At 62.3% G+C, this 17,323-nt stretch carries 20 protein-coding genes; all 20 read right to left on the reverse strand.

The window, feature by feature from the left end; all coding sequences use genetic code 11:
• A partial coding sequence (locus V7N12_RS07955) for a transposase (RefSeq protein ID WP_333713920.1) occupies positions 1–139 on the reverse strand: 139 nt, incomplete at its 3' end.
• Positions 140–438: 299 nt separating this feature from the next.
• On the reverse strand, positions 439–918 hold the full coding sequence (locus tag V7N12_RS07960; RefSeq protein WP_333713885.1) for a hypothetical protein: 480 nt from the start codon (positions 916–918) through the stop codon (positions 439–441).
• Between the two features lie 62 nt (positions 919–980).
• The gene (locus V7N12_RS07965) at positions 981–2,708 is read right to left on the reverse strand and encodes a hypothetical protein (protein WP_333713887.1); all 1,728 of its coding nucleotides are present in this window, start codon (positions 2,706–2,708) and stop codon (positions 981–983) included.
• 72 nt (positions 2,709–2,780) lie between these two features.
• Complete coding sequence (locus tag V7N12_RS07970) at positions 2,781–3,362, reverse strand: trypsin-like serine protease (RefSeq protein WP_333713889.1); 582 nt, start codon at positions 3,360–3,362, stop codon at positions 2,781–2,783.
• A gap of 77 nt (positions 3,363–3,439) precedes the next feature.
• On the reverse strand, positions 3,440–4,291 hold the full coding sequence (locus V7N12_RS07975) for a hypothetical protein (protein WP_333713891.1): 852 nt from the start codon (positions 4,289–4,291) through the stop codon (positions 3,440–3,442).
• 35 nt (positions 4,292–4,326) lie between these two features.
• Positions 4,327–6,234, reverse strand: a complete 1,908-nt coding sequence (locus V7N12_RS07980) for a formylglycine-generating enzyme family protein (protein WP_333713892.1) — start codon at positions 6,232–6,234, stop codon at positions 4,327–4,329.
• Positions 6,235–6,237: 3 nt separating this feature from the next.
• Positions 6,238–7,410: an FtsX-like permease family protein gene (locus V7N12_RS07985; protein WP_333713894.1), complete on the reverse strand. Its 1,173-nt coding sequence runs from the start codon at positions 7,408–7,410 to the stop codon at positions 6,238–6,240.
• Between the two features lie 55 nt (positions 7,411–7,465).
• Complete coding sequence (locus V7N12_RS07990) at positions 7,466–8,194, reverse strand: ATP-binding cassette domain-containing protein (protein ID WP_333713896.1); 729 nt, start codon at positions 8,192–8,194, stop codon at positions 7,466–7,468.
• Complete coding sequence (locus V7N12_RS07995) at positions 8,191–10,551, reverse strand: vWA domain-containing protein (RefSeq protein ID WP_333713897.1); 2,361 nt, start codon at positions 10,549–10,551, stop codon at positions 8,191–8,193. Before V7N12_RS07995 ends, V7N12_RS07990 begins: the two co-directional genes overlap by 4 nt.
• Positions 10,551–11,015 carry a hypothetical protein gene (locus tag V7N12_RS08000; RefSeq protein WP_333713898.1) on the reverse strand — a complete coding sequence of 155 codons (465 nt, stop codon included), beginning with the start codon at positions 11,013–11,015 and terminating at the stop codon, positions 10,551–10,553. Before V7N12_RS08000 ends, V7N12_RS07995 begins: the two co-directional genes overlap by 1 nt.
• Positions 11,016–11,146: 131 nt before the next feature.
• Positions 11,147–11,719, reverse strand: coding sequence for a hypothetical protein (locus V7N12_RS08005; protein ID WP_333713900.1), 573 nt, complete (start codon positions 11,717–11,719; stop codon positions 11,147–11,149).
• A 15-nt stretch (positions 11,720–11,734) separates the two neighbouring features.
• Positions 11,735–12,283 carry a hypothetical protein gene (locus tag V7N12_RS08010; protein WP_333713901.1) on the reverse strand — a complete coding sequence of 183 codons (549 nt, stop codon included), beginning with the start codon at positions 12,281–12,283 and terminating at the stop codon, positions 11,735–11,737.
• Positions 12,280–13,197, reverse strand: coding sequence for a hypothetical protein (locus V7N12_RS08015; protein WP_333713902.1), 918 nt, complete (start codon positions 13,195–13,197; stop codon positions 12,280–12,282). Before V7N12_RS08015 ends, V7N12_RS08010 begins: the two co-directional genes overlap by 4 nt.
• A complete protein-coding gene (locus V7N12_RS08020) occupies positions 13,185–13,853 on the reverse strand; it encodes a hypothetical protein (protein WP_333713903.1) in 669 nt (222 codons plus the stop codon). Before V7N12_RS08020 ends, V7N12_RS08015 begins: the two co-directional genes overlap by 13 nt.
• A complete protein-coding gene (locus V7N12_RS08025; protein WP_333713905.1) occupies positions 13,850–14,329 on the reverse strand; it encodes a hypothetical protein in 480 nt (159 codons plus the stop codon). Before V7N12_RS08025 ends, V7N12_RS08020 begins: the two co-directional genes overlap by 4 nt.
• 4 nt (positions 14,330–14,333) lie before the next feature.
• Positions 14,334–14,984: a MotA/TolQ/ExbB proton channel family protein gene (locus tag V7N12_RS08030; protein ID WP_333713907.1), complete on the reverse strand. Its 651-nt coding sequence runs from the start codon at positions 14,982–14,984 to the stop codon at positions 14,334–14,336.
• Positions 14,981–15,358: a hypothetical protein gene (locus V7N12_RS08035; protein WP_333713908.1), complete on the reverse strand. Its 378-nt coding sequence runs from the start codon at positions 15,356–15,358 to the stop codon at positions 14,981–14,983. The genes V7N12_RS08030 and V7N12_RS08035 overlap by 4 nt, the downstream gene beginning before the upstream one ends.
• 4 nt (positions 15,359–15,362) lie before the next feature.
• Positions 15,363–15,980 carry a hypothetical protein gene (locus tag V7N12_RS08040; protein WP_333713909.1) on the reverse strand — a complete coding sequence of 206 codons (618 nt, stop codon included), beginning with the start codon at positions 15,978–15,980 and terminating at the stop codon, positions 15,363–15,365.
• Positions 15,981–16,017: 37 nt separating this feature from the next.
• Complete coding sequence (locus V7N12_RS08045; protein WP_333713910.1) at positions 16,018–16,674, reverse strand: hypothetical protein; 657 nt, start codon at positions 16,672–16,674, stop codon at positions 16,018–16,020.
• A 49-nt stretch (positions 16,675–16,723) separates the two neighbouring features.
• Entirely contained in the window at positions 16,724–17,317 is a 594-nt protein-coding gene (locus V7N12_RS08050) for a hypothetical protein (protein ID WP_333713911.1), read from the reverse strand.
• Between the last annotated feature and the right edge of the window lie 6 nt (positions 17,318–17,323).

The raw sequence follows: 17,323 nt of genomic DNA on the forward strand, positions 1-17,323 counted from the left end.
ACCGCAAGCCATTGCGATTGATGAAGATTATCCCGCTCAACACCCGCCGGTCATCTACCCGCGGCTTGCCGTGGCTCTTGGGAAAGAAGGGCTTCAGCCGCGCCATCTGCGCGTCGCTCAGCCAGAAAAGGTTGCTCATGATCCAGTCTCCTTTCGGAGCTTGAATCAGGCCAAGCCTACAAAATCAATGGGTCCTGACCCTAAATCAACTAAGTGATAGAGGCATAAGTAGCGAAAATGACCGGACCGGAGTCTGGTCATTTTCATATTTCGACTGCAAATTAGACTGATTTAACATCAGCATCCCGTAACGAATTTTCGGCGAAGGGCACAGTGTTACCTTGCGGGCAGCGTTCGTCATCCGATCAATTCCACGAGGGAGCCGCGAGCGACTGTCAACCCAAGCTTCAGTGTGGCGGCTAGAGACTTGTCACGCCCTCAAAGCAACGAACCGGAACCCAGAATCGCAAGACCGGAACCCAAGGCGAGGAGGGAAACCAGACCGATCGCGGCAAAGATCAGTGAAATCGCCGCGACAACGATCGCAATCAGCGCGACCAGTGCAGCGTTATCATCGCCTTCCGCCTTTGCCGCCTTGCGCGCCTGACGCCCCAAAACCAGACCCACCACGGCAAGGACGATACCGATAATGGGGATAAAGAACGCGAGAACCGCACAAACGATGGCGATCACCGCCCGCGTCATGGTACCGCTTGTAGCTTCCAGCCCTGCACCGACTGCGGTATATACCTCGCGTGCGCTGTGATTTTCATCGGCGATGAAATCGACCTTCGTCCCCTTGCTTGGCGTCGCCTGGGATTTCCATTCGGGGCCTCCAAAGGTGTATCGGCCGCCATCGTCACCTGAAATGACGCCCGTGCTGTTCTGGACGTTGAACTCTAGAATCGTGCCTTTCATGATGTTCTCCTTAAGTGTTTAGTTTTGTTTGATTATTGCTTGTCGATCAGCGGGATCAGGCGTCATCTCTGTGCCAGCAGCATCGCAAAGGCCGCGCTTGCAAAAATGCGGGTATCGGTATCGGAAAGTGACCCGAGCATTGCAAATCCGCGCGCGGGGGCGGTGCTGACAGATGCAACCAACGGCGCCAGTCGTTCAGTATCGAGGATATCCTCGGCATATCCGAGATAGATCCCGAATTCCTCGTCGGTGAAATCAGCGATCCCCTTACCCAGTCGTTCCGCGTCACAGGACTCGACAAATGTCTGAAAATCGTCCGAGGTCGCGCCGATCTGTTGCAGGATCATCGGCATGCCGCAGTCACGCGCGGCGGAAATGACATCGACACGGCTTGTCGGCCTGTCAAAGTTCTCTGCGACATCGGCAGCCTTTGACGCAGCATCACCCAGAAACGCCAGCATCTGATCGGGCGTGGCACGCATGGATCCCACCCGAACGGCGGATCTGAAGATACTCTCATCCTGCAAGGCAGCCTCGGACACGGTTCCGGCAGCGAGCTGCGTACCGGTCTCCCATGTCCCTTCCAGGTCGTCCCAGATTGTCGGTGGTGTCAACGTGTCCCGCACACTCTCGAACAGCGCGCGGTCGCCGAAGAAGCTGACCGATATCAGCGGATCAAACACGCGGATGTTGTCCCATGTCATTACCTCGCGCCCTTCCAGATCGGCGACGGCCTGCTGCAGGTCAGCCTCGGACATAAGTTTTGCTGCCGACATCAGCGCAAGGCTTAGGACGCGCGCATCAGCCTCGGGGTCGGCGATGACATGTTTTGCAAGCATAGTCGCTGCCTCGGCGCCGAAGACGTCCTCGAAATAATCTAAGTCGTCCCCCCACTCGTCGGCCATGCCTGTCGCAATCTGATCCATGGAATGTTTCAGTTTCGCAAAGTCGGGCCAGAGTTCATCACTTTCAATCAGACCGAAAGCGTTCAGCATGCGCCCCGCGCCCCGCATCGCCGACCAATTCAGCGCTTCACGATTGGATGGCGCGTTGAATTCCTCCATTCGCTCCGAAAAGGTCGCCTCTTTATCAAAGACCTGCAAAAGGAATTGCCCTCTCCTTGACCGACCTGCGATGTCGCGCAGGATCTCCTGATCATCGCCCGACACGATCCGATAGGCCGCCATCGTCGCTGCCATATCCTGACCGTCCGTCCGCAAGTCATCGAACATGGCTGTCACAAGGCGCGGATCAAGCGATGCCTCTGGCGCCATGGCCAGCAAAAATGCTTTGAGCCCTTGGTCCCTGACGCGGTTGTGCGCCTCTATGCCGGTCTGGGTGTCACCGAGGGCCATCGCCATCATCAGCGTGGAATCCGGTTCGACCCTGTCGAACAGTTCCGCGCGGTCTTTGTAGCCAAGGTCGGCAACAAGCCGGTCAACCACGCAGGCAGGCGTCGGCTCTTCGTCGCAACGTTCAAACGCGCGCAGGTCTTCCAGCGCGCTGATCTGGCGGCGCAAATCCTCGGTCGTGATTTGGCCCACTGTGCCGCCAGCGGCGATTTCCAGTCCCAGATCGGTCGTGCCGAATTCGGCCACGATCCGCGCCAGCGCATCTGCCACCGAATGGCCTGCTGTCAGGCGGGCTTCGGTCGGGTTCGTCCGGTCCTGCATCACGGCATAGTCCTGCAAGGCATCAGCCAGAATTTCGCGCGCCTGTTCTTCTTCGGACTGACAGGCTGCAAGGGTCAGGGCGGCGACAAGCGCCAGAACAGATGTGGTCAATCGCATTTCATTTTCCTTTCCTCAATCTTGGATGGACGAGCAGCCGCCGCACATGCGCGCGCTGCGGTTTCAAAGGTTTCAAAAGCTTTGCAAGAGTGTGGCGTCGGTCATCTGGACGATATCGGTCCGATCGGACCGTCCCCGCGCACTCAGAATGCCGACCAGTGCGCCATTCTGGACCACAGGCGCACCCGACCAGCCCAGATCGACCGCGCAGGCCAGTTCCACCAGCGTGCCGGACCTGCCCAGATACTGGCAGCGGACGATGCGGGTCGCGCCCGCTTGCGTCACCGCCACAATATCAACGGGTCCGGGTTCGACGGGCAGGATCACGACCCGCCCGCCCCGCCCCAAGGGTGCCGCAACCGACAGTTTGGCCAGATCAAAGCGTGCCGCGTTCTGCAAATCCGCAAGCGGATAGGCAGGATGCAGCCGCGATGCTTCGACCGGCAGGACAAATCCGCTTTCGTTCAGGGTAAAGCTGGCACCCTCCTCCAGACAATGGGCGGCGGTGGCTACGGTGTCCGCGTTCAGGCGTACGGCATTGCAGACCGTGCCCAAGTCCGATTGCAACAGCACAGGCACGGGTGCTGCCACAGGCACAGGCGCAACGCGATCGGCACTGCTGCCGCAACCTGCAGCCAGCAAAGACAATAACATCACCACCTGTTTCAGCAAATTTCCGCCCCTTTTGGATATCCCGCGCGGCACGATCACCGCGCGGGAAAGCGATACCGTCAGATCAACAAGGTGTTCAGATCGGCCAGCGCCGCGTTGATGCTCTGCACATGCGCGGCGGCACCTGCACTCAGCTCTTTTTCGGCATAGCCGAGGTTGGCCACAGGGTTCGACGTGCGCGGCCGTTGCGAACTGTCCACGCGAAGTGCCGTTTGCTGGGGTGTGGTGACGCGTGGCTGATAACGCTCGATCGAAGCGACAAAGTTCTCGGTATTCGCGCCGGTCTGGTTCAGCGCCCCGATATAAAGGCCGCGGGTGCGCGTCAGGTCGCCCACAACGGCATTGATCACACGGTTGTCGATATCGACCTTCTGGCGGATCAGGCGGACCTGTGCGGTCGCAGCAGCGCGATCACCGCCAGCCCGGACCGACCTTTCGACCTGCGTGATCTGGCGCAAACGACACTCGTTCAACGATGTCATCGCCCTAACCAGCCTGTCCGTTTGCTGCAAGTCGCGTCTTGCATCGCCCGCGACAGCGCGTTGCAGCTCCGCCGTTGTCGAGGACCGCTTTTGCAAATCGCTCAGGTAGCCGCCTGCCGCGCCGACCGCAGCACCTGCCAATGCGCCGACAAGAAGGCCCGACAGCTGGTTGTCACCTCGCTGGCGCGCGACCTGCTGGCCCACAACGGCGCCAACGCCCGCACCGATCTGCGCAAAGCGGGCGATCCGCTCGTTCCGTTCGGTGGAAATCTCGGTAAAGGGTGTGCGGAAGCGCGAACATTCGTCCTGCGTCGCCGCCAGTTCCTGTGCAGTCGGGGCAACGGCACAGCCCGATATCGCCAGAGCGGCCGAGATCAGGGCGATATTCGCCATCTTGAAAGGCTTGCCCAGAATTTTTCCTAGATACATGAATTCTCTCCTGTTGGTTTCGATGAAGGTGGGGGTCATTGGTTCTGGGCGCGCAACCTGTCCCTGACAGCGCGCGCGGGATCGAAAAGTGGAAGATATGTCTCGAATAGATCCGCCTCGGGGTCGGCGCGGTACTCGGCCAGCGCCTGTTCGAACAAGGGCCATGCACGCTCTTCGTAAAGCCACAGGCCTTCAGCCGCGATCTCGTCCCTAACCTGTTTAAGGACCCCGCCCACAAGGTCGGAATCTTCGCGTGACAGTGCTGCAATCAGCGACAGAACCGTGCGGGTCTGGCTGTCGATCATGGCGAGGCGGGCGTCCAGTTCACGCTCGGTCGTGGCGATAGCGTCACGCAGGCGCTGGCCTTCGGCGTGCTGCGCCACCTCTGCATTCTCTGCAACCATCGCCCGCAGCTTGGGGAGTTCCTGCAGGAAGGTGACCCCGATCACGCCGTTGACACGGATATTGAGGATCCCTGTCGCGGCAGAGCGGATCGTGGCGGCCAATTCAGCGCGGCGGGCCTGATTGATCGCGGTTTCGGACTGTTCCAGCGCGATTTCGACGCGCTGCAATTGCTGTTGCAACGCGCCGCTGTCGCCGCTGCCTTGACCCACTGCGGCAAGCAGGGCGCGCGCCTCGGACCGAAAGGCCGCACCGGGGGTCTGGCGTACCTCGACCAATGTCTGATGCGCTTCTGCCAACTGCTGGTCGAATGCGCTGTTCTGCAAGTCACTGCGGAATACACCCGGTTCGGGCGCCCCAGCCGTCAGGATCGGCGGGTTCAGAACCATCCGCAAACCCGCAGGTGCGGGAGCAACCTCGCCCGACAGATCGAAGAATGGCGCCTCGTCACGATGCGCAACACCCGAAAGGCCCAGCGGGGTCAAGGCATGGCCACCGCGAAGCACAAACCCGCCGCGCGCGCCGTGCAGCGCGTCCGGCCTGACCATCTGGAACAGATCCTGCGTGATTTCGGACGCATTCCCGACCATGTCGAACAATCCCGCAAGGTTCGGTGCCTTGCTGCCCACCGGTCCGAAGGTCTGACGCGAGGTGCCGTCGCTGATTACCGCGATTTCGCCAATATCGGCGGCACGGATCACCTCGGTGCCTGCCTCTTGGATCAGATAGGATGCGATCTGCGCATTCACCCCGATCCCGACCGAACCGCCGCGCGCTGCGAATTCCCACTCGGCCTCGGACGGCAGGCGCAAGAACCCGGGCGAACCTGCCTCCCACGGAACCAACGGCTCTTCACCTGACGCAATCCTGCGTCTGCTTTCGGCCGAAAGATAGGCATTCAGCGCGCGCAGCCGGTCCTGCGCATCAAAATAGCTTAGTCCTGTCTTGGGGCGCACATCGCGCCAGCGTGTCTGGCTGGCCAGCGCGTCAGTCGCAGCACAGGCCGCCGCCGCGACATCGGCGGTCGGGGCGGTGTCACCGGACCAGGCAGCAAAGGCTCCGCCCGTGAACAACGTGTCCTGCAGTTCGGTCCACTCGTGGCTTTGCACGTAAAGGGCGCGCGCAAGCAGGCTTTGACCCTCGCTTGACCTGATCGTATAGCCGCCAGCAATGGCCTCGGTCCTGTTGCCTTGCAGATAGCGTTGCCGCAACGCACCGTCGCCCGCGCCGCCGAAACTGCCGACGACGTGGTCAAGCACATTCACGGCCGGCGTATCCAGCCGCCGCAGCGCCAGATGGCGCCCGCAAGGAAGCGGAATGACCAGATCGCGCGGCAATTGCGCGGCGGGCAATGGCTGCGGGCAGGTGGGAGGTTCCAGCAGGCGCACTGCGCGGTAAACGCCGGGGGCGTCCAGCTCGCACCAGTTTTCGGCGATTGCGGGAGGCGCCACTGGTTGAGCGGCAAGACCGGTGCCGCCTGCAAACAGCCAGACGATGGCCGCAGGCAACGCGCAGGTCTTGATGAAATGGCGGGGGTGCATGGGTCAGTCTCCTCGCAGGGCGTGAGAAAAATCTTCGGGGCTCAGAGTCAGGACCGCGGCAACACCGGCCAAAGCGCCAATGGCGATAGCTGCCAGAAAACCGCCCGCAAGTGGCGTCAGCGCGGGAGATTGCACGGCGCTGGGGGTGGTCAGATAGCCCTGAACAATGGTCTCGACCGGTCCTTGCAGCCCCACAACCAGCCCCGCTGCGATGCAGCAGGCCACTGCCGTCATCACGCCGCCCTGAAAGGCGGGAAAGACGGCTAGCTGCGCAGGCGGCATGCCGAACACCGACATCAGCGCGAAATCGCGCTTCTTACGCACCACGCTCAGCCATTGGAGCAGAAAGGCGGTGATCACAAAGGCGGTGGCAGACAGCACAAGAACAATCGTGAAAATCTGCCGCAGACCCGTTTCCAGTTTCAGGATGCGATCGACCTGATCGGTCATCAGCCGCGTTTCGAGGCCGAAAAGGTCCAGCCTGTCCCGCAGGGCTGTCGCATCGGCCACTTTCGGGGCGTAAATTCGCAAGGATTGCCAGATCACCGACGCCGGATCAGGCACGAGATCCGGATCGTCCGAGGCAAAGGTCAGCCAGTCGCGAAACCCCAAGAGCGTCGCCGGCGCGACAAAGGCATCCTCGCCTGCCCATCTTTCAGCTGGAAGAACGGCTGCGACCTCAAGCGTGACTGGCACCCGCACGGGGCTTGAATCCGCAGGCGTCCGTGCAAGCAAAAGAGTGATGCTATCCCCTTGGGCGACCTCCAGCCGTGCAGCGGCGCGGGCGGACAGAACCGCCGCTTGCGGGGCAAGGGCGCTGTCATACACGCCTTCCATGACAGGATCGTCCAGATCCGTGGTGCGCAGGTTGAGATCAATCGCCAAGCCTCGGCTGTCTGCCTTGCGCGCCCGCTGGGTGGACACGAAGAAGGAAGGTTCGGGCACCACAAAACCTGTCTCGGGCCATCCGGCAATCACCGCAAGGTCGTCTGCCGTGATCCTGTTCTCGCCCACGATCACCACCTCGCGGTTGCGGATATCGCGCGCCAGATCCTGTGCCCATGTTTCGACCAAGCCGACACGTAAGGTATGCAGAACGACAGGCGGCGCAATGAGCGCCGCCAAAAGGACAATCCCGATGACCGTCAGCAACCTGTCATGAATCAGATCGGCCACGGCGAACCGGACCGCCAGCCCTGGGCCTGCCCAACGGCGCGCAGCGGCTGAACCCCTAGACATGGACACCCCCGTGCATGCACGTGCCGTCCCATGCCAGACGGCCCTGCGCGATCTCGGTCAAATCAAAACCTGCCTTGACAGCGGCGTCGGTGTCATGCGTGGCGATGATGACCGCCGAGCCTTCATCCTTGGCGATCCTGACAAGGGTGCGCATCACGCGGGCGGCGTTCTGCGCGTCCAGTCCGGCGGTCGGTTCATCCGCGATCAACAGCGCCCGCGGCACCGATAGCCCCGCCAATAGCGCGACGCGCTTGCGCTGCCCGCCCGACAGGGCCGCGCGCCGCTTGTCCATATGATCGGTCAGGTCCAGCGCCTGCGCCAGACGCGACAAACGGGCCTTTGCCGCGCGTGACCCAGCGACACCCGCCAGATGCAAAGAGGCCGCAATATGCGCCCGCGCCGTCAGAAAGGGCAGCACGCCCCCCATCTGGGGCACATAGCCGATTGGCCCCTGCCGCAGGATTGTCCGGTCCTGCGACCCGCGCAGATCAATTGCGGCCGCATCCTCAGCAGGGGCAAACTGGAAACGCACCGCGCCTTGCGGCCGCCGGAACAGTGCAATCACCTCGAGCAGGGTTGACTTGCCACAGCCCGAGGGTCCCGCAACCGCCAGACAGGCACCGCGCGGCAGCATCAGCTTGGCCACATCCAGACGAAACGGCGTCGCGGCCTCTGCGCCCGCGGTGATCTGCAATCCTTCGATCCGGAGAACAGGGGTCACGGCAGGTCCCGCAGTGGCAGGGGATAGACCTGATCCTCGGCAGACCGCGCATCAAGGGTGATCCAGCCGTCTTGTGTTGCATAGATGCGGTTGTAAGAGGCCAGCTTCGCCTCGACCTCGTCCAGCAATTGTTCACGGCTGGTCTGCCCCAGACTGTCCCATGTGCTGGGCGTCATGTTGATGAATTTCGAACCATAGGGCAGATCGTCCAGATAACTGGGCAGAAAGCTGCCGAAGGTCGGATCGACGGCGGTTGATCCCGCCTCGGCCTGAACCGAGGTAAAGAAATCGCCCATCCCCATATCTTTCTCGCGCAGGCGGGTGACGATGTCGCCCAGCCTGTTGGCAAGATCGCTAAGCTGGTCGCGGGTCACGAAAACGCTGACCTCCAGCGCGCGGCGGCCGGGGTTGGCGATATCGCGGTCCACCGCCCAGCCCCGATAGAAATCTGGTGCCTCGACACCGGAACGTGCGCCCAGATACTCGGTCTGATAGCGGAACAGCTCTCCGGCGACAGCCGCCGCGACAAGGGGTGCATCGCCCTCTTGATCGATGACCACAGGTCCACCGGCGGTGATGGCGGCCAACATGGGATTGTCGAGCACATCTTGTGGGGCCGACAACTGTCCCTCGACCGACAGCTGGGTCAACTGGTCGATGAACAAACCCGCAACCAGATCAAGCTGGTCCGCGAAGGACTGTTCGGTTTGCCCTCGGACGCTGAAATACTTGGAGATCGCGGAATCCCCGGTCTGCGACATCCGCGCATAAAGTTGCTGGCCGCGTGCCGTATCGTCATAACCTTCGGTGTCCTGACTGATACGCGCCGCCTCTTCCGTCTGCATATGCAACACGAAAAGCGAGATATTGCGCTGTGCGGCCAGCGCGTTGATCGTCTCGGGGCCCATCTGGCTGTTTGCTGCGAGAATGTCACCCACCGACCGTGGCGAGGCATCAGTGATCAGGAAAACCAGCCTTGTATCGACCTCGGCCCAGTTCAACTCTCCGATAGCCAGATCGATCCCTGCAAATGCATCCTCGCGCCAGTTCACGGTCGAGGATGTCGCGGGCTGCATTTCGTTCACGGATGAAAACAACGTCGCAGCTTCGGTTGGGCTGCCAAAATCACGATAAACGCGGCGTAGATAGCCTACATCCTGCGCCCTGTCGGTGTTGTCACGATAGCCGACAAGGGCGAAATCGAAACGGTCCTGCAGTCCCTGTGCGGCAAGTCCCGAGGAGATGTCGCGGACAAAATCCTTGGCGCGGTCGATATAGGGGCCCATCGACCGCGTTGTATCGACAACAAAGGCGACGCCGACGCGGAAGTCCCGCGCGTCGGCCTGCACGCTGATCCGGTCCTGCCCGACCGGCTGTGCGCCGGTGGTGGCAGTGTCGGTGCTGTCGCGGTTCAGGGCGGCCAGTTGCAGGATCGTGACATCGCCGTGCGTTTCGGTGCTGGTCTGGATGAAATCAAGGACCGGCATCAAATAGGGCCGCTCGACACTGTTGACCGTCAGCGCGGGTTCGATGGCGACGATCTGCTGCGGGTCATAGGTGCCATCGGCAATCTGGTCGTGCACGCGCCGGATGGCCTCGGCTGACCCTTCTTCCAGATCAAGGATGTCAAAGACCGCATCCTCGGAGCTGAAAAAGACCGTCCTGTTACGCCCTGTGTTCGGCGCATAGGACATCACCAACATTGTGCGCCACTCTTCGGTACGCGAGGCTTGCACCCATCCTTCGGCGCCGCGCGTCCCGCGCCCGACCGCCAATAGCGGGTCTGCGGGGTCGCCGCCCTCGGCATAGACGTAAAGCACTGAAAACGCGGGCAGTGGGGTTGCATTCCCGCCTGCATCACGGAGTTTCGCGCCCGGCCTGCTCAGGACACGCCGCGCGCGGTCGCCAAAGGCGATCGGATCTTCGAGATCGGCAAGGGCGGGCAGCGTCACCGGTGCAGGTTCGGGGGTTGGCGCGGGTCGGGGAGCAGGCGGGTCCAGCGGTGTCGGTTCAGGCGCAGGTTCAGGCGCAGGTTCGGGAACGGGCGCAGGTTCGGGCGCAGCGGGAAAGGGCGGCAAGGCAGCACTGATCACCGCGACAGATCCGGCGATTTCGGTTGCGACCGTCGCGACCGCGGCCTCGCGTTCCTGCAACGCCGCATCGAGATCGGCCAGCCGCGCCAGTGCCGCACCTTGCGAGCCTTCAGCAAAAGGCAAGGCTTCGGCGGCTTCCACCTGGGTTGCAAGCTGGTCAACCATCTGCGCGACAACCGAAGCCGTGGCCGACTGCGCGTGACCAAAGCCCGGCATCGCCGCGATCCACGCAAGAGAAACATAGTGAAAGCTGCGGTTTTTCATCAATACACCTGCCGAAATTGGCTAAGAACAAAGGCGAACCCGTCACCGGCCGACCAGACCAGCGAGAAGGGGCCGCTTTCGGCGATCCGCAACATGGTCGTGCGGTCAGTCACCGACCGGACCACCATTTCCGCATCCGTCACAGGCTGGGCATAAAGCGTCGCTTGCGCGTCAACGACAGCCAAGGCGATGTCGGGCTGCGCGCCCGGCGCGATGCCTGCGGGCAATGCATGCGGGACCGCCGCCTGAAACGACTGCGCCAGAACCGCGAATGTCTGTGCGCGCCAGCTTGTCAGCTGCTGACCGGCCTCAAGCTCGGCAATGGCGGCTGCGGTGCTTTCGATCTGTGCCAGCGTCTGGGCGCTGGCAGGCTGGCGCAATGCTGTATCCTGCGCCTGCCTTTGCCTGAGGTCCTCGAACCGCGCGCGCAGTGCCGCCAGATCAATTCCCTCCGCCGGTGGCATAAGGGTCGTGACCTCGGCAAGAGACGGGGCTGGCACTGCAGCGGGGGGGGGCGGCAAGGCCGTCTCTGTCTGGGCTAGCCCGGCCCCGGCCTGCAACATCAGCACAACAGACAAGCAGTGGTGAAAAAGTCTCATTCCAAACCCCCTAGAAAGCCAAGAAATGGAAAGAACAAAAGAAGCGCCACAGCCGCAGGGCCGGACCGCCGCGACAGGATCAGCGACAGCCAGACACACGAAATCAGGGCAACGGCCGTTGCAGGCTGCGCATAAAGTCCCGGTGGCAAGGCCGCCGCCAGAACCGCCATCGCACCACCCCATACACCCGCCAGCACAAGTCCCGCACAGGCGGAACCCAGTGCCACAAGCACCGTCGGCAATTCAGGCAGAGCAGCGAAACCATCACCAAGGGCAAAGGCAAGATAGGGCGCTGCCGACCCGATCAGAAAGCCCGCCACCCCACCACTCAAGATGGCGGGCTTGGCACCACCGTTGTCCAGAAACCAGACGACAGCCGCCGCCCCTGCCCAGACCGTCACCTCATTAAACGGGCACGGATCGCACAGAAAAACGAGCAGCGCCGCACAGGTCGCGACAGCCCAAAAGAACTGCCCAAAACGTCCCTGTGCCACGGCCCGCGTCACAAATGCAGCCGAGACACCCGCAAGTCCGATCGTCAGCACCGGCATGGCAACACCCCAGTGCATACTATGCAGTTCGCATCAGTCATAGATATCCCCCAGAATCTGGCAGCGGTTGGCCAGCGCATCGTGTTCGGCCACCAGCGCCTTGGCGCGCAAGCCGGCAAAGGTCGCCTGTGTCGCCGCATCCAGAACAGTTTCCTCGATCCTGAAAATCCGTTCTTGCACGGCTCCCAGCCGCAGGATCAGCTGGCCGTCATTTTCGGACTTGGCCTGCCCGATATCGGCCAGAATACGGCGGTTGAAGAACTGGCCGCAGTCAAGCAAGGCGTCGCTGCGCGCGTTCAAGGGTTCCCAGTCCACGGCCAAAGCCGCCGCGCGGCTGTCATCAAGGCCTGCCGGACATGCTTCGGGGATCGCTGCCGATGCTGCCTCGATCACGGCGAAGGTGGCGAACATCGCTGTCAGCCTGTCCGACAGGGTTCCGACATCGCCGGCATAGGCCGTTGCAGCATCGGAAAACTCGGACAGCTTCAGCGCGCAGTCTTGCGCCGCGGCCCCGACGGGGGCTATCGCTGCCATCAGCGCCAGTAAGACAGCCTTTGGCTTTGGCTTGGGGTGTCTGCTCATGTCTCGCTCTCCGTAACCGACAGCATGCCGCGCAACCCCTCTCGCAAGAGGGCATCGCAAGCAGATGTCCCCAGTATCGCCAGCCCTTGCTGGTAGGCTTCTCGTGCGGCTGCGGGCTCTCCGGTCTGTCGCAGGATCATGCCGCGCAACAAGGCGCTGCGGCCATTGCGCGGCATCGCCTCGAGCGCACGGTTCAACCGCTCGAACTGCGTGTCCCTGCGCGCCAGCGCGCCGAGTTGCACGACCGTCTCAAGCGTCCGCACAACATCGGTGGCACAGGATGCGGGGTCATCCCCCGTCCCCGCCGCCGACATAAGCGCCAGTTGTTCCAGCGCCGACCAGAAGCCGGGGTCGATCGCTGCAGCACGGGCCAGATGGCTGACCGCCTCTTGCCGATCACGGGTCAGCGCTGCGGCCAGAAACGCCTCGTCGGCGCGACAGCTTTCAGGAACCACCCTGCCCGCGGCACGCGCAAGATAGGCTGCCGCAGCGGTGTCGTCATTCTGGCGGAGGGCGTTTTCGGTCAGCGCCAGATCGATCCGCCACCGCGAAAGATCGTCTGGTGCCGTGGCCAGCAAGATGTCCAGCATGTCCGCCCGCACGGCAGGCCCCGTTGCCACGGTTGCCGCCGCGAAATCATGCCGCCACCTGCGATCGACACCCAATGCCAGGCGGGGTCGCCGCATCAGGCAGGGAGAGGCCATCGGGACAAGGCCCGCCTCGGCGGCATTCGCTTGGGCCTGTACTTCGGCTTCACCCTCGCGGATTCGCTCAACCGCGGCCTGCACATCAGGCATCTGCGCTGTTTGCTGTGACCCTTGCACGGGCAGTTCGGCCAAGGTCGTCACGGCCAGCGCGCAAACCAGAGAGCCCACCGCAAGCGACCGCCATCTGATGACGACTACCGCTGCCATTGCCGCGCCCGTGTTTCAAAGTTTTCGGTCCGCCGCGACAACACTAGCGGCGACTGGGATGTGACAGTTACCCAACGCAACGGGACCCGATCCTTGCGCAGTTCCCAATACACCTGCGCAAAGACGCTGCTGCCCTCTGGCGTCACGATGAATGTCGGGACAAGCCCGTCCTGATCAAACGCGCCGCGCAGGGCGGCGGTGATGTCCTGCACGCCTTGCATGGTTGCAAGCGGTTGCGCCGTGGCGCTTAGCTGTGTCCAGTCCAGGTTCAGTTGCAGACGGTGATCGTTCAGATCACGGTAATTGCTGCGGTCGATAACCAGCGTCGCCTCGCCCTGCGGGGTGCGCGCAACGGTTGCGCCGCCTGTCAGACCCACCGCGAACCCGTCAAGATCGATCACTGTCGCTCCGGCATCGGTCACCGCCCAATATGTGCTGGACGGGGCCACCGACACCTCTAGCGGCGTCGGGTAAAAGAGGTCGGGCGGCGTATCGGACTGCACTTCGCCCGGGGGGGCGGGCGGCGCCGCGACCGTAATGACCAACATGGTCGCAAGGATCAAAACCGCCAGCGCATTGGCCGAAACGTCCAGCATCCCCACGTCCGTGTCGGGATAACCCGCGCGCGCCCTGCGGCCGAATCCCAGTCCGATCATGGCCGACCCTCCGTCAGGAAAAGCGACCGGATCGCATCCGCGCCTGTATCGTCCAGCCCCAGAGGGGCGAACTCGAACAGAATCAGCGGCGAAGTATCGGTCGCAGGGCGGTCATTCAGCGTCTCTTCAAGATCGCGCAACTGTCGCGCGATGGCGGGCCCGTCACCCGGTATAAGGCAACCGGACCCAAGCGCCACCAGCACACGGCCACCGCCCGCCAGGAGTGTCTCCAAACGCCCTGACCGGATATCGGCAGGGCGCAGGTCTATCGCCTCTTGCCCGTCACCGCCCAGATAACCAAGCGCGTCCTGCCCTTCGCAGGTGATCAGATGGTCATAGGGTGCGGGCTGCAGGGGTTGCGGCGGGTCCAGATCCTGCAAGGCGAAGACGATGACAAAGACACCGATGGTCGCGAACAGGATATCGACCAGCGCCGTATATTGCGCCGCATGGCTTATGGAGCGCGATACCCTCACGCCCTTAGCCTGCGGCCTGCATGCCGAAATTGTCTGCCAATGCTGCATCCCGCGCCGCATCCGCGCGCAGCGAAACCGTCGTGGCCAGCGCCATCACCGGCATGACCAGAACAAGGCCCGCGAATGTCGTATCAAAGGCGAATTGCAAGGCCCCCAGCACTGACCCCAGCGCCTCTTGCCGGTCGCCATCGGCAAAGACGCTGCCCAGATCGCCGATCGCATCCGAAATCCCGATCACGGTGCCGATGAACCCCAGCAAGGGCAGCGCCCAGATCGCATAAGACAAGGGTGCCATGCGGATCGCGGCCAGATGGTCCCAGCGTTCCGTGAACAAGGCTGCGGTCAGATTGGCATCGGATGCCGCCATTACGTCGGGCGCGGCACCCGAATGCCCCGCCAGCCGCGCGACAAGGACGCCACGGGACTGAAAGGCCCATAGCTGGATCAGTCCGAAAAAGAAGGCCCAGACCCCCACAAGCCCGATCAGCACCACAAAGGGGTTGCCGAACAAACGCTGCAACAGGCCGAGTGCCGCGCCCTCTTCGGCAGGGGGCACGGCCCAGCCGCCGCCCGCGACCGCCGCTGCCGCAAGCAGCCCCGAAAGACCCAGTGGCATGACCAGATTGGCCGCGGGAAACTGTCGTATCATCGTCATTCTTGTGCTTCCGTCTGCTCTGCGCCGCCCAGAACGGCGATCTGGTCCTTCAGAACCGCAACAGTCGTCGCGATCGTGTCACGCTCTGCTTCGAGCGCGTTCAGGGTCAGGTTCAACTGGTCGATCACCACCCCGAACTGCGCGGCCCTGTCGCGATCGCCGGCCTCGGAAGCGGCATCCCTTTGTGCATAGATCGCATCCAGCTTGGCCTCTTGCGCGGCAATCAGCGCCTCAAGCCCTGTCAAATGCCCCTCTGCCGCCGAGACGACAGCCACGACCGAAGCCAGATCGACTTCGGCCGCCTGCTGTCCTTCGGCCACGGCAAAGGAACCGGCGCAGAGGAAAGCCGCGCCCATGACCCGCGCCAAGGACATTGCCCTACTCGTTCGCAAGGTTGCTGGGTTCGGCGACAATGCCCGCCTGACTGACGATCGAGCCCATCTGCTCGTTCATCTGGCCCAACTCGTCCGAGATCGCGCGCATCGTATCAAGCGCCTGATCGGCAAGATTCGCGTCATAGAGCGCGATGACGACGTCGCGCTGCGCCTCGATCTGTTCGATCAGGGCCTGCGACTCGGCCGATTGGTTGAGGATCTGCTCGCGCAAGGTCAGCGCCTCGTCGATCCGCGCCTGCCAAGTCTCGGCGATCGGCACAAGTGCCTGATTTTCGACGCCACGTTCGCGCAGGTCGTCACGCCGTTCGCCCCAGACCTCGAGCATAGCGTTGATATCCTGCCAGACAGCGCTGTCGCGGCCCAGATCGGCCTGCATCTGGCGCGCTGCATCCAGCATCTCGTCCAGGGCACGTGCAGCTTCGTCGCCATCGGTTGTGGCGCTGATGATGTCGCCCAAAGTCGCGACGCGGTCGGACAGACCTCCGGCGATGGTGGTGACGCTATCAACAAGGGCGACCATGTCAGGCTCTTGGGTTTGCGCGATGACAGGTGTGGCCGTGGACAAAAGTGCAATCAGCACGGCACGCGAAACGATCTTCATAGTGGGGTATCCTTTTGGATTGTGGGTGTTTTTGCGTTCACTCAGTGGCCACACTGTCGTCGGTCGGGACGACAACGACGTTCTGGGAGATTTCGGAGAGGACCACGGCCATCTGCTCCAGCCCGTCGGTCAAGGTGCTCAGGTCGTTGACAAAGGTTTGTACGGCCCGCACCTCGCCGTTGCGGATCAGTTCCGCCCGCATCTGCGCATGATCGGACAAAAGGGATGTCAGCGTCCCTTCGGCAGCCAGAATCTGTTTGGACTGTTCCTCGATCGATGCAAGCGAGCTGGTCAGCGCTGCAATCCGCGAATCGCGTGACGGGCTGGGGGGATCACGTTCATTCTTGCGCAACAAGACAAGGACATTGGCGCGTGCATCGTCCAGCGCACTCATGAAAGGCGAGGTGACCTTGATCTTGTCAATAACTTCGCGCGTCTCTGCCTCGATTGAATCCAGCATGGCAAAGGCTTGCGTTGTAAGTTCATCACCCGAGTAGTCCTGCAAGTTCTGCATCGACGCCATGGTTTGATCGACCGACATCTGCACACGGTTTGAAATACCGCTCAGGTCGGCGCTGAGCTCTTTCAACTGGCCTTGCCGCGCGAACCCGTCCTGCGCAAGTACTGGCGCAAAGCCACCTGCTGCAATCAGGCAGACCAGACCGAAAAGGCGGCTTTTGTATCGTGAACTCATGTCTCACTTCCTTTGGAAAATGCATCTGTTGTCCGCGCACGGGCGGTCACTAGTAACCGCCCAGAATTTCGCAACGTCGCAGCATTAGCCCGGTCGCCGTCTCCAGGCGCACACGACGCTGGTCAAAGAACACAAAGCTGCTGACAGCCCGCGACACCTGAACATCCGCTGTGGCCCATCGCCGCAATACGCTGCCGACCGCCAGACGGTCATTGGCGGCATTCGGGTCGGTGCTGGCGTCCAAAGCCGCCATGCGGTCATTCAGGTCCTGCAAGCCAGCCTGCGCGCAAACCGAAAAGGTCTCGGCCTCTTGCACCAAAGCCCCCAAATCACCTTTGGCCAGATCGCTCTGCAATTCTTCGACCGCTGCAAGGAAATCGGCAGGGCATTCCGTGACATCCTGATCAATCTCAAGCGCGCGATTGCGTTCTTCCAGCGCTGCAAAGCGCGCGTTAAGTTCAAGCGCCTGAGCCTCAAGAGTTGTGGACTGGGCAGCAAGTGTATCCGCCTGCTCTGTAATGTCGCCCAAACGCTGCGAGCAGGCTTGGTCAGTCAGGATCGGCAGGAAATCGACACCACCTACGGCACCCCGAACATCGGACGTGTCGGTGTGGGCAGAAGCGAAACCGTCAGGCGGCGGCACGATTTC

Origin of the sequence: Yoonia sp. (assembly GCF_036770585.1) — a bacterium.
GTDB lineage: Bacteria > Pseudomonadota > Alphaproteobacteria > Rhodobacterales > Rhodobacteraceae > Yoonia.